This is a genomic window from Acinetobacter sp. WCHAc010034 (genome assembly GCF_001696615.3).
Lineage (GTDB): Bacteria > Pseudomonadota > Gammaproteobacteria > Pseudomonadales > Moraxellaceae > Acinetobacter.
This window is the reverse complement of the sequence record NZ_CP032279.1, coordinates 3,258,136-3,270,415: the sequence shown is the minus strand read 5'-3', so window position 1 is coordinate 3,270,415 and position 12,280 is coordinate 3,258,136. Positions and strand designations below refer to the sequence as shown.

General features: G+C 50.8%; 14 protein-coding genes. 13 read left to right on the top strand and 1 reads right to left on the bottom strand.

Features of this window, described 5'->3' with window-relative positions; genetic code table 11:
* Positions 1-174 precede the first annotated feature (174 nt).
* The 7 genes from BEN74_RS17315 to BEN74_RS17285 all read left to right on the top strand — a co-directional run bounded on the left by BEN74_RS17315 (position 175) and on the right by BEN74_RS17285 (position 7,073).
* Entirely contained in the window at positions 175-1,188 is a 1,014-nt protein-coding gene (locus BEN74_RS17315) for a sulfate ABC transporter substrate-binding protein (RefSeq protein WP_068907671.1), read from the top strand.
* Positions 1,189-1,222: 34 nt separating this feature from the next.
* Positions 1,223-1,828: an RBBP9/YdeN family alpha/beta hydrolase gene (locus tag BEN74_RS17310; protein ID WP_068907670.1), complete on the top strand. Its 606-nt coding sequence runs from the start codon at positions 1,223-1,225 to the stop codon at positions 1,826-1,828.
* 86 nt (positions 1,829-1,914) lie between these two features.
* Positions 1,915-2,748, top strand: a complete 834-nt coding sequence (gene cysT, locus BEN74_RS17305) for a sulfate ABC transporter permease subunit CysT (protein WP_068907668.1) — start codon at positions 1,915-1,917, stop codon at positions 2,746-2,748.
* The gene (cysW, locus tag BEN74_RS17300) at positions 2,745-3,638 is read left to right on the top strand and encodes a sulfate ABC transporter permease subunit CysW (RefSeq protein ID WP_068907665.1); all 894 of its coding nucleotides are present in this window, start codon (positions 2,745-2,747) and stop codon (positions 3,636-3,638) included. The genes cysT and cysW overlap by 4 nt, the downstream gene beginning before the upstream one ends.
* A gap of 11 nt (positions 3,639-3,649) precedes the next feature.
* Entirely contained in the window at positions 3,650-4,711 is a 1,062-nt protein-coding gene (locus tag BEN74_RS17295; RefSeq protein WP_068907663.1) for a sulfate/molybdate ABC transporter ATP-binding protein, read from the top strand.
* A gap of 51 nt (positions 4,712-4,762) precedes the next feature.
* The gene (locus tag BEN74_RS17290; protein ID WP_068907661.1) at positions 4,763-5,686 is read left to right on the top strand and encodes a CysB family HTH-type transcriptional regulator; all 924 of its coding nucleotides are present in this window, start codon (positions 4,763-4,765) and stop codon (positions 5,684-5,686) included.
* 163 nt (positions 5,687-5,849) lie between these two features.
* The gene (locus tag BEN74_RS17285) at positions 5,850-7,073 is read left to right on the top strand and encodes an outer membrane protein transport protein (protein WP_068907659.1); all 1,224 of its coding nucleotides are present in this window, start codon (positions 5,850-5,852) and stop codon (positions 7,071-7,073) included.
* A gap of 93 nt (positions 7,074-7,166) precedes the next feature.
* On the opposite strand, the gene carO is transcribed toward BEN74_RS17285, so the two are convergent.
* Entirely contained in the window at positions 7,167-7,910 is a 744-nt protein-coding gene (carO, locus tag BEN74_RS17280) for an ornithine uptake porin CarO (protein WP_068907657.1), read from the bottom strand.
* A 304-nt stretch (positions 7,911-8,214) separates the two neighbouring features.
* Between carO and dapD the strand changes: the two genes are divergently transcribed.
* The 6 genes from dapD to BEN74_RS17250 all read left to right on the top strand — a co-directional run bounded on the left by dapD (position 8,215) and on the right by BEN74_RS17250 (position 12,217).
* Positions 8,215-9,036: a 2,3,4,5-tetrahydropyridine-2,6-dicarboxylate N-succinyltransferase gene (gene dapD / locus BEN74_RS17275; RefSeq protein ID WP_068907655.1), complete on the top strand. Its 822-nt coding sequence runs from the start codon at positions 8,215-8,217 to the stop codon at positions 9,034-9,036.
* 103 nt (positions 9,037-9,139) lie between these two features.
* Positions 9,140-9,850, top strand: a complete 711-nt coding sequence (queE, locus tag BEN74_RS17270; protein WP_068907653.1) for a 7-carboxy-7-deazaguanine synthase QueE — start codon at positions 9,140-9,142, stop codon at positions 9,848-9,850.
* A gap of 30 nt (positions 9,851-9,880) precedes the next feature.
* Positions 9,881-10,552 carry a 7-cyano-7-deazaguanine synthase QueC gene (queC, locus tag BEN74_RS17265; RefSeq protein ID WP_068907651.1) on the top strand — a complete coding sequence of 224 codons (672 nt, stop codon included), beginning with the start codon at positions 9,881-9,883 and terminating at the stop codon, positions 10,550-10,552.
* A gap of 13 nt (positions 10,553-10,565) precedes the next feature.
* The gene (locus BEN74_RS17260) at positions 10,566-10,976 is read left to right on the top strand and encodes a hypothetical protein (RefSeq protein WP_068907649.1); all 411 of its coding nucleotides are present in this window, start codon (positions 10,566-10,568) and stop codon (positions 10,974-10,976) included.
* 78 nt (positions 10,977-11,054) lie between these two features.
* Positions 11,055-11,741, top strand: a complete 687-nt coding sequence (locus BEN74_RS17255) for a diphthine--ammonia ligase (protein ID WP_068907647.1) — start codon at positions 11,055-11,057, stop codon at positions 11,739-11,741.
* 20 nt (positions 11,742-11,761) lie between these two features.
* On the top strand, positions 11,762-12,217 hold the full coding sequence (locus BEN74_RS17250) for a peroxiredoxin (protein ID WP_068907645.1): 456 nt from the start codon (positions 11,762-11,764) through the stop codon (positions 12,215-12,217).
* The last annotated feature ends 63 nt before the right edge of the window (positions 12,218-12,280 follow it).

Here is a 12,280-nt window from a genome sequence, read left to right as displayed (position 1 = left end):
ACAGAATTTAGCTATAAAAGCGCCGGCATTGTTCACTGCTCCGGCGCTCAGGGCGCAAGATCAGCTTTATTGCTTTTTTATTCATATAAAATTCATTTTTTATTATTTTTTATGCATAAACACTCAAGCTATTCTTGCCCCATGCAATAAATTATTGAAAAAATTGAGGCCCGCATGAGCATTTCAGCGAAATTAAAACTTGGGGTTTTGGCTGCAGTAGTTTCCGCTGTGTCCTTCAGCGCCGCCGCCAAAGACTTTTTAAATGTTTCATACGACCCAACCCGTGAGCTGTATGAAGATGTCAATAAAGAGTTCGGCAAGTACTGGCAGAGCCGCACCGGCCAGCAAATCAACTTCAAGCAGTCGCATGGCGGTTCAGGCAAGCAGGCGCGCGCCGTCATTGACGGGCTGGATGCGGATGTCGTGACTTTGGCATTGGCTGCCGATATTGACGTCATTGCGCAAAAAACCCGGCTGCTGCCTGCGGACTGGCAAAAGAAGCTGCCTCATAACTCTACGCCCTACACCTCCACCATCGTATTTTTAGTGCGCAAAGGCAATCCCAAAGGCATTAAAGACTGGGGCGACTTAGTCAAGCCGGGCGTGGGCATCATTACCCCGAACCCGAAAACCTCCGGCGGCGCGCGCTGGAACTATTTGGCGGCTTGGGCCTGGGCCAAGCATCAGGCCGGCGGCAATGACGCGAAAGCGCAGGAATTTGTCCGCAAAATCTATAAAAACACCAAGGTGCTGGACTCTGGAGCGCGCGGCGCAACCACGACCTTTGCCGAGCGCGGCATAGGCGACGTGCTGCTGGCTTGGGAAAATGAAGCGCATTTGGCCATCCGCGAGCAGCCGGGGAAATTTGAAATTGTGACGCCGTCGCTGTCAATTCTGGCTGAGCCTCCTGTCGCCATTGTCGAAAAAAATGCCGAGAAAAACGGCAGCAGATACCTCACCCAAGGCTATCTGAACTTCCTTTACTCGCCGCGCGGCCAGCAGATTGCCGCGGAAAACTTTTACCGCCCGCGCAATGAAAAAGTGCTGGCGCAGTATAAAAGCGCATTCAAGCCGCTGAAACTGGTCACTATTGATAAGGAATTCGGCGGCTGGGACAAAGTGCAGAAAACCCACTTTGAAAATGACGGCATATTTGACCAAATCGTGAAAGCCAACAGCGGGAAGTAAGTCCCCGCTTAACCTGCCTTAAAGGAGTACAGACATGACCCATACCTTAATCGTTCCGGGTGTCGGCGGCAGTGAGAGCGCTCACTGGCAGTCTTGGCTGCAGCGCCAGCTGATGTCGTGCTCCCGCGTGCAGCAGGCAGACTGGAACCAGCCGGTTCTGGAAGACTGGATTGCGCAGTTTGTCAAAACAGCCGCGCCGATTCAGGATGACCTTCAGATTGTGGCGCACAGCTTCGGCTGCCTTACCGCAGCGGCGGCGCTGGCGCGGCATCCGCAGCTCAGCAGCAGAGTCAGGAATCTGCTGTTGGTGGCGCCGGCCAACCCGGCCCGTTTCGGCAATGCCGGCTTTGCCCGCAGTAGCCGGAATGACTACGCGGCTTATTTTCACCAGTTAAAAATCAATGCGCCCGCCGCCATGATCATCAGTGAAAATGACCCTTGGCTGGCTTTTGATGACGCGCAGCGCCTGGCGCAGTCGTGGCAGCTGCAGCCGGTCAATTTAGGCTTGGCCGGCCATATCAATACCGCTTCCGGCTACGGCCCTTTTCCTGAAATTTTTGACTATCTGATGCCGGAAAAAAAACCGCAGCATATCAGCGCTGCTGATGAGCGCAAGTACTTATTTAAATTTGCAATTTAGCTTCTGCAAACTATGCTGGAGCCGGAATTTTATTTTCACCTTCCGCTGGCTGCTTTCAGCCAGCTTTCTCTCTTTGAGGAGCAATCATGTCGCAGCGATCCCGAGTGCTGCCAGGATTCGGCCTTTCCCTAGGCTTCACCCTAGCGTATTTGTCATTAATCGTGCTGATCCCCTTATCTGCGGTCTTTATTAAATCGCTGGGCATCGGCTGGGACGGCTTATGGGAAATTTTAAGTTCCGAACGCATTCTGGCTTCTCTGCAGCTGAGCTTCAGCGCTGCCATTATCGCCGCCTTAGTGAATGTGGTCTTTGGCCTGCTGCTGGCATGGTGCCTCGTGCGCTACAGCTTTCCGGGCAAGCGCATTATTGATGCGCTGGTGGATTTGCCTTTTGCCCTGCCCACCGCAGTTGCCGGCATCGCCTTGACTTCGCTGTATGCGCCGACGGGCTGGATTGGCCAGTACCTGGAGCCGATCGGCATTAAAGTCGCCTATACGCCCATCGGCATTACCTTGGCGCTGATTTTCATTGGCATTCCCTTTGTGGTGCGCACGGTGCAGCCGGTGCTGAGCGATCTGGAAACTGAACTGGAAGAAGCCGCCTCGGCGCTGGGCGCCAACCGCCTGCAGATTGTCAGCAAAGTCATCCTGCCGATTTTATTCCCAGCCCTCATTACCGGCTTTGCCTTGGCTTTTGCCCGCGGTGTCGGCGAATACGGCTCGGTGATTTTCATTGCCGGCAACCAGCCTTTTGAAACTGAAATTGCCCCGCTGATGATTATTTCGCGCCTGGAAGAATATGATTATGCAGGCGCAACCACTATTGCGGTGGTAATGCTGGTGATTTCATTTGCCATTCTGTTTGTAATTAACTTGATTCAGGCATGGGCCAGCCGCCGCACCGGGAGAACTGCACAATGAGTTCACATACCAACAGCAACGCTTTAGCCAAAAAGCTGCAGTCGCGCGATGCAACCCGCGAGCCGCTTTGGGTGCGCTATCTGCTCTTGACCATTGCGCTGATCTTCTTCTTAAGCTGCCTGATGCTGCCGCTGATTCTGGTTTTTGTCGAAGCCTTCAAGCAGGGCGTTGGCGTGTATTTCCAGGCGCTGGTGCATCCGGATACCTTATCTGCGGTAAAGCTGACTTTGCTGACGGCGGTTATTGCCGTGCCGCTGAACGTGGTGTTTGGCGTGGCGGCGGCATGGTCGGTGGCTAAATTCAACTTCCGCGGCAAGTCCATTCTGACCACCATTATTGACATGCCGTTTTCGGTTTCTCCAGTCATTGCCGGCTTAATGCTGGTGCTGATTTTCGGCACGCAGGGCTGGTTCGGCGGCTGGCTGATGGATCATGACATTAAAGTCCTGTATGCCGTTCCCGCCATTGTGCTGGCAACCATCTTCATTACCGTGCCTTTCGTTGCCCGCGAACTGATTCCATTGATGGAAGCGCAAGGCACAGAAGAAGAGGAAGCCGCGATTGTGCTGGGCGCCAATGGCTGGCAAACTTTCTGGAAAGTGACCCTTCCGAACATCAAATGGGGCCTAATTTACGGCGTAATTCTGTGCAACGCCCGCGCAATGGGCGAGTTCGGCGCAGTATCGGTGGTTTCCGGCCATATCCGCGGCGAAACCAATACCCTGCCGCTGCACGTCGAAATCCTTTATAACGAATATACCTTCAGCGCAGCCTTTGCCGTGTCATCACTTTTGGCCTTGCTTGCCATTGTGACCCTGATACTGAAAACCTGGGTGGAAGTCCGCCAAGAACGGCAAGACAAGCGCAATGATGATTCAACAGTTTCCTAAGGAATGACCTCATGAGTATTCAAGTTAAAAATATTGAAAAACACTTTGGTGCATTCCATGCGCTGAAAAATATCTCTTTAGATTTTCCGGAGGGCCAGCTGGTGGCCCTGCTTGGCCCTTCCGGCTGCGGCAAAACCACGCTGCTGCGGATTATTGCCGGCTTAGAATCTGCAGACGGCGGCCAAGTGATTCTTGAAGGCGAAGATGCGACCAAAGTGCACGTGCGCGAACGTGAAGTCGGCTTTGTATTCCAGCATTATGCGCTGTTCCGCCACATGACCGTATTTGAAAATATTGCCTTTGGCCTGCGCGTGCGCCCGCGCGCTACGCGCCCGAATGAAGCGGAAATCAAAAAGCGCGTAACCCGCCTGCTGGACTTGGTGCAGCTGGGCTTTTTAGCTGACCGCTATCCGGCGCAGCTTTCCGGCGGGCAGCGCCAGCGCATTGCCTTGGCGCGCGCGCTGGCGGTTGAGCCGCGCGTGCTGCTGCTGGATGAACCCTTCGGCGCTTTGGATGCCAAAGTGCGCAAAGAACTGCGCCGCTGGCTGCGCACGCTGCATGATGAACTGCACATTACCTCTATTTTTGTCACCCACGATCAGGAAGAAGCGCTGGAAGTTGCGGATCAGATCATTGTGATGAATAAAGGCAATGTCGAGCAAATCGGCTCGCCGCGCGAAGTCTATGAAAAGCCGGCTACGCCCTTTGTCTTTGACTTCCTGGGCCAGGCCAACCGTTTTGAAGGCCAGAACAGCAACGGCGTGATTCAGATCGGCGAAGACCGCATCCAGCTGCCGCAAGCGCCGAATGCGCCGCAAGGCGCTGTAATCGCCTTTGCCCGCCCGGATGAACTGCGCATTCATGCGCAGCCGCAGGAAAACGCCATTCAGGCCACCTTCCTGCGCGAAGTCTGGATTGCCGGCAAAGTCCTGGCGGAGCTGAATGACCGCCAAGGCAACCTGATTGAAATCTCATTGACGCCGGACGAAGCCAAGCTGCATCAGTTCCGTCCAAACCAGACCGTATGGCTCAGCGCTTCCGCTTTGCATTTATTTGAAAACCAAGTCGCTTAAGGCTTTATGATGGGGCCAGAAAGCCCCATCAATTTTGAGGTACGCAGAACCATGAATTTCCAGCAGCTAAGAATTATTAGAGAAACCGTTAGACAGAACTTTAATTTAACTGAAGCTTCCGCTGCGCTTTACACCTCGCAATCGGGCGTGAGCAAGCATATTAAGGATTTAGAGGATGAATTAGGCGTGCAGCTGTTTATCCGCAAAGGCAAGCGCCTGCTCGGCCTGACTGAGCCGGGTCAGGCTTTGCTGGGCATTGTGGAGCGCATGCTGGTCGATGCCGACAACATCAAGCGCCTGGCGGATGACTTCAACAAAGTCGATGAAGGCACGCTGACCATTGCCACAACGCATACTCAGGCGCGCTATGTGCTGCCGCCGATTGTCAATCAGTTCAAGAAAGAATTTCCCAAAGTACACCTGATTCTGCAGCAGGCCAGCCCGGTGGAAATCACTGAAATGCTGCTGCAGGGCGAAGCGGATATCGGCATCGCCACCGAATCATTGACTGCGGAAGACAACCTCGCCAGCGTGCCATTCTACAACTGGCAGCACAGCATTATCACCCCGCAGAATCACCCGCTGGCGGCCAAGAATGACATCAGCATTGAAGATCTGGCGCACTACCCGATCATCACCTATCACGGCGGCTTCACCGGCCGTTCCAAAATTGACAAAGCCTTTGAAGATGCGGGCTTTGATGTGGATATTGTGATGTCCGCTCTGGATGCCGACGTAATTAAAACCTATGTGGAACTCAACATGGGTGTGGGCATTGTCAACGATGTGGCCTATGATCCGGAGCGCGATTACCGCTTAAAGCAGATCAAGACCGATATTTTTGGCGTCAACACCACCTGGATTGCGGTGCGCAAAGGCCATCTGCTGCGCGGCTACGGCTATGAGTTTATTTCACTGTGCTCGCCAAATGCAGATATTAAGGCGCTGAAGCGGGTCGCCTACCCGGAAGATTAATAAAATAATCCATTAAAAACGGGTGCTTGAATGCGCCCGTTTTTTATTTGAAATTTTTTATTGTTTTAATATTTCATTTATCCGCACTTATTCTCTACACTAGCTCCTGCATAACAATAAAAACCGAATCAATTACAGCTTTCCGTACACCAGCCAGGGCAACATGAGAACGAAATTCATCTATACGGCAGCTTGTATCATTTGCCCATTGCACACGCTGTATGCAGCAGGCCTTGAGCGCACAGATCAGAGCATCGCCGCTTTTTTAGAACCCGGTAATTATGCTGAAATCAGCCTTGCGGTGATTAATGCCAATATCGAAGGTGAAGTGCAGTATAAGGACTTCATCAGTGAGCTTGGCATAAATGACTTCTCTACAGGCAATTTAGCTGAACGTGAATTTTTAGGAAAACTGGCGCTCAAGTTCCAGCCGCATCCGCAAATTTCAGCAGGGCTGATATATGAACAGCCCTATATGGCCAATATCAGCTATGATTACAGCCCCGCGCTGCCGGACGGCTCAGTCATTGAAATCGAATCTGCAGATATTTCCTTTAAATCAAATAATTTAACCGGACTTATAGGCTATCAGCCGCATGCGCATTGGAATATATACGGTGGATTAAGCCTGCAGAGCTTTAAAGGCAAGCTGCACATTACAGGCCAGCAGTATGATGCACTCAATGGCTATGACGTGCAGTTCAAAAATGACAATGCGGTTGGCTGGCTTGCCGGTTTAAGCTACCAGCGCCCTGAATACGGAATTAAAACCAGCATCACCTACCGCTCTAAAATCAAGCATAAAAATAGCACAAGTGAATCCACATTTTATTCGAATGGCCCATTCACGATTGTGCCTGAAACCCAGACCGCGATAGAAACGCCGCAATCCGTTAATTTTGAATTTCAAACCGGCCTCAATTCAAGCAATTTGATGTATGGCGCTGTGCGCTGGGCGAATTGGCAAAACTTTGTGATACAGCCGCCCCAACTGGGAGCGGTGCTGTATTGGGCTTCGCAAGACCCGCAATACAGTGAGCTTGCTCAATTGAAGCTGATTTCCTATAAGAAAGATCAATGGTCAGGCAAGCTGGGAATTGCCCACCAATGGAACAGCAGATGGCTTAGCGCGCTGGAATTTGTCTGGGACAAAGGCTCCGGCAATCCGGCATCCACCTTGAATCCAAGTGACGGCTACCGGGGGCTTGGCTTAGGCATCATGTACAGCTTCAGTCCGCAGACGTTTTTAGCATCGGGCGCGTATTATCTTCAGTTCAACAAGCCTGATATTTCATCCACACCGCTGGCGCCCCAAATTTCAGGCTTATCAACGGTTGCAGATAATGATGCCTTGGTTTATGGGCTTAAAGTCGGCCATCATTTCTGAATTGCCATTTAACTTGAATATTACTCAAATAATTAGACATAAAAAACGGGCCGAAGCCCGTTTTTTATGCATTATGCTGTCAGCATTCAGCGCTTACCAGTAATAGTTTACGCCCACTTTTCCGACCGGCATCCATTCGTATTTATCATCATTGCGGATTTTTTGCTCTTCCGCCCGCAATGCTTCCTGGAAGTCCTGACCACCGGTTAAGGCATCGCCGCTGCCAGTCAAGGTTACCGTAGGATTGCCTGTGTAGTAGGCGCCAACTTCACCAAAGACGCCCCAGTTTTTGCTGATTTTCGGCGCAAAGCCTAGACCAAGGTAAGGCGCAATATCATTTTTATATTCCATCTTACCGTTGATATTCACGCCAGAGCCATTTGGATCCGCAATAAAGTTGGTGTTGTTAACTTTAAATGCTTCACCAGGATTAACCCGGCGGTCCAGCCCGTAGTCATTATCCAGATAAGCCGCGCCGGCTGCCACATAGACGCCTTGCGCCCAGCGGTTCGCGCTGGCGCCCCAAGGGCGGATTTCAGCATTTAAATAGACATTGTTATTGTCCATATCTAAATCATAGGTTGAACCATTGACTTTCACATCATCAGACCATGAAACATCACCGCCGTTATAGCCCAAAGCCAAGCCGACATAAGGGTTTGCAGTCCACAGCAGCGCGCCGCCATAGCCTGTTGTGCCTGCTTCAACGCGGGCGCCTGTCGGCATCAGCTGGTTGCGTTCAAAAACATAGCCATCCTTAACCACAGATGTATCCGCCATTGCCGCGCCTGATGCTGCCAACACAGATGCGGCTAAAACTGTACGTAGCGTTTTCATTGCGTTTCTCCTCAAGTCAAAGATTAAATTGTTGAATTATTCATGTTCTGTATGATGTGAAATATACAATATAAATCGATCATATTTTATTCAAAATTTGCTTAGTTTTTGTTATTTTTTGATACATTTCCAGTTTTACTGTTGATTCTTAAAAAATTATCTGCTGATTTATTCGCCGGCCCCGCCGGTTGACAGGAAGTTATCCGGCTTTTAATGATTAATTCCGATCTATTGCTCATTTTCCATCTATTCTTAGCTCAATATAGTGTAAAATCTTGGAAAATTTTTTTCTGGAAGGAAGATCATGACTCAGCTTTCTGCAATTATCGAGCAAGCGTTTGAAGACCGTGCGAATTTCACAGCAGCAGACTGTTCTGCTGAAATCCGTCAAGCAGTTGAAACCGCAATCGCTGGCTTAGACAACGGCACTCTTCGCGTAGCTGAAAAAATCGATGGTGAATGGGTTGTTCATCAATGGCTGAAAAAAGCGGTACTGCTGTCGTTCAAACTGAATGACAACAAGCCTATCGAGTCATGCGACCTTCGCTTCTATGACAAAGTGGATACTAAGTTCAAAGGCTGGACTGAAGAGCAGTTCAAGGCTTCCGGCGTGCGCGTTGTGCCGCCTGCTGTAGCCCGCAAAGGCTCTTTCCAGGCTAAAAACGTGGTGCTGATGCCGTCTTATGTCAACATTGGCGCTTATGTCGATGAAGGCACAATGGTCGACACATGGGCAACTGTAGGCTCATGCGCGCAAATCGGCAAAAACGTGCACTTGTCCGGCGGCGTAGGCATTGGCGGCGTGCTTGAACCGCTTCAGGCTAACCCGACCATTATTGAAGACAACTGCTTTATCGGCGCGCGTTCTGAAATTGTTGAAGGCGTGATTGTAGAAGAAGGCTCTGTCATCTCTATGGGCGTGTTCATTGGCCAGTCAACTAAGATTTATGACCGCGCAACCGGCGAAGTCCATTACGGCCGCGTGCCTGCAGGTTCTGTAGTCGTTGCCGGCAGCCTGCCGTCTAAATGCGGCACGTACAGCTTATACGCGGCCATCATCGTGAAAAAAGTTGATGCCAAAACCCGCGCCAAAACCAGCCTGAACGATTTATTGCGCGAAGACTGATTTTTTTATTCATTTCTTTGCGGAACCTTAACCGTTCCTCATCTCTACGGCCAGCAGTGGCCGTAGAGATTTTTGTTTTTCTATACTGTGGTTTAATTTTGCTATGACATCCCTCCGCTCTTCCGCTATTCCTGTTTCCGATCCGTCTGCGGGGTTACGCATTACGGAGATTTTCTATTCATTGCAAGGTGAAGCCAATACAGCGGGCCTGCCGACCGTTTTCATCCGGCTGACAGGCTGCCCGCTGCGCTGCACGTATTGCGATACCACCTATTCTTTTGAAGGCGGCGAACGCCGGTCTTTGGATGAAATTATTCAAACCGCGCTGGACTTTAAAACCCCGCATATCTGCGTGACCGGCGGCGAACCGCTGGCGCAGCCGAATGCCCTGCCCTTGATGCAGCGCCTGGCGGATCTAGGCTGCGAAGTATCGCTGGAAACCAGCGGCGCGCTGGATGTTTCCAAAGTGGATGCGCGGGTCTCTAAAGTTTTAGACTTGAAGACGCCGGCTTCCGGCGAATCTGCGCGGAACCTGCTGAGCAACCTCAACTATTTAACCGCGCACGATCAAATCAAATTTGTGATCTGCAGCCGTGAAGACTATGAATGGTCTAAGCAGCAGGTGGAGCTCCATAAATTAAATGAAAAAGCCGGCACGGTTTGGTTCTCGCCTGCATTTGCCGTTGAAAAAGGCGCTGCCCGCCTGCCGCAGCTGGCGCGTGACCTTGCGCAGTGGATTTTAGAAGACCGCCTTCCTGTCCGTTTCCAGCTGCAGCTGCACAAGCTGCTGTGGAATGATGAAACCGGCCGTTAAGTGTATTGAAGATTATTTGGAGAATTGAACATGCGTCCTCGCGCTATTGTACTGCTATCTGGCGGCTTAGACTCAACAACCTGCTTGGCATGGGCTCAGGCGCGTTATGAATGCATCGCGATCAGCTTTATGTATGGCCAGCGCTCAGCAACTGAATTGGCGGCGGCGCGGGCGCTGACGCAAAAAGCCGGCGTAGAGCACCGCGTCATCAATATCGATTTGGGCAGCTTAGGCGGCTCTGCGCTGACTGACCACAGCATTGATGTGCCGGATCATGAGTCTGAAGGTATTCCTGTAACTTATGTTCCAGCGCGTAACACAATTTTCCTGTCTTATGCCTTGGCTGCGGCTGAAGTTTTTGACGCGCAGGCGATTGTTATCGGCATCAATGCCGTTGATTATTCAGGCTATCCTGACTGCCGCCCGGAATTTATTGAAGCGTTTTCCAACATGGCGAAACTCGCAACCAAGGTTGGCGTAGAAGGAAAACCGCTTAAATTCGAAACACCTTTGTTACATTTATCCAAAGCAAATATCATTCGCCTAGGTGTGGAACATGGCGTAGACTATAGTCAAACAGTGTCTTGCTATCAGGCAGATGACCAAGGGCGCGCTTGCGGTAAATGCGACAGCTGCCGCCTCCGCAAACAAGGTTTTGCAGATGCAGGTGTCGAAGACCCAACCCGTTATATACCGAAATAACAAGGTAAAGTTTATGAAAATTTTGAAGTCAAACATTATTCTTTCCGCTGCGGTTTCTGCAGCTGCACTGTTTGCATCGGCTGCCCACGCAGACAATGACAAGCTGCAGCAGGCGTATAAGAGCACCAACGTAAAATCTGCTTTAATTAATGTTTGTAAAGAAGAAACGGGCAAAAGCAAAAAACTGGCCGCTGCTGAAGTCGGCAAATACTGTTCTTGCGCTGTAGAAGCGGATGGCCGCTTGACCAATGCGCAGAAATGGGAAATTCAAAGCGCCATCAATCAAAAGAAAAGCCCTGCAACTTTAGCCTTTGTACAGAAGCAGAATAAAGACCTGCAGGCATGCTTTGGCCCGCAGCTGACAGGCAAGCTGAAAGCTTTGACTGAAGAAGCAATGAAATCTGCTCAGCAGCCAAAAAAATAAGCTGACTGACTGTGAGAAAGCCTGCTTTTTGCAGGCTTTTTTATTGACTGCTTTTTTAAACGGAATTTGGAAAAAACAATGAGTGAATCGTGGAAAACAATGGCGCCGGGGCAGAAATTTGTCGCCTCCTACAGCGGCGGAAAAGACAGCACGCTGGCGCTGTATCACGCTTTAAAGATGGGGCAAGCCACAGGCCTGATTGCCATGCTGGAAGAGCACGGCCAGCGCTCGCGCTCGCATGCCATGCCTTTGGAAATCATTCATGCGCAGGCGCAGGCATTAGGGCTGCCGATTCTGCTGGCCAGCGCCAGCTGGCAGAGCTATGAAGCAGAATTTCTAAAGATGCTGTCCGAAGCCCGGCAGCTGGGCGCGGAAGTCCTAGTCAATGGCGACTTAGACATGCCTGAGCACGGCTGCTGGCATGAAAAAGTCGCAGCCCAGGCCGGCCTGCAGCTGTGCATGCCTTTATGGCAGCGCCCGCATCTTGAAGTCATTCAGGAATTTATTCAGCTGGGCTTTCAAACCATGCTGGTCACGGTCAATCTGAAGCTGGGCATGACCGCAGCCGATTTAGGCAGAATCATGACGCTGGATTATGTTGATGAACTGCTGCTCAGAGGCATCGATCCCTGCGGTGAAGGCGGCGAGTTTCATACCACCGTACTGGACGGCCCGCTTTTTAAAAAGCCAATTCCTGTACGGCAGGGCGAAATTCTGTATCATGGCGACTATGCCTTTTTAGCGCTTGAATTAGAACATCATTGACTATTTTGAAGGAGCATCTCATGTCTGACCTTAGCTTACCGAATCAATCCTTCCCTGCCACTGCCGGCGAAGTGAACTTGGCGGAAGCGCCTGCAGAATGGCTGATTGTTTATTTTTACCCTAAAGATTCCACACCGGGCTGCACCACGCAGGCCATCGGCTTTTCCTGCCTGAAAGATCAGTTTGATGCGCTGAATGCCGCTGTGATCGGCATTTCACGCGACTCGGTAAAAGCGCATCAGAACTTCACTGAAAAGCAGAATCTGAGCATCAACTTAATCAGCGACAAAGAAGAAGTGCTGTGCAAGCACTTTGATGTGATTAAAGAAAAAAATATGTATGGCAAAAAAGTTATGGGCATTGAACGCTCAACCTTTATTTTCCATAACGGCAAACTGGTTAAAGAATACCGCAAGGTAAAAGCCGCCGGCCATGCGGAACAAGTGCTGGAAGACCTTAAAGCGCTGCAGGCTTAAAATAGATTTTGTGCAGACAGGGGCAGTTGAGCTGCTCAACTGCCCCTGCTCTCGAACATCGGT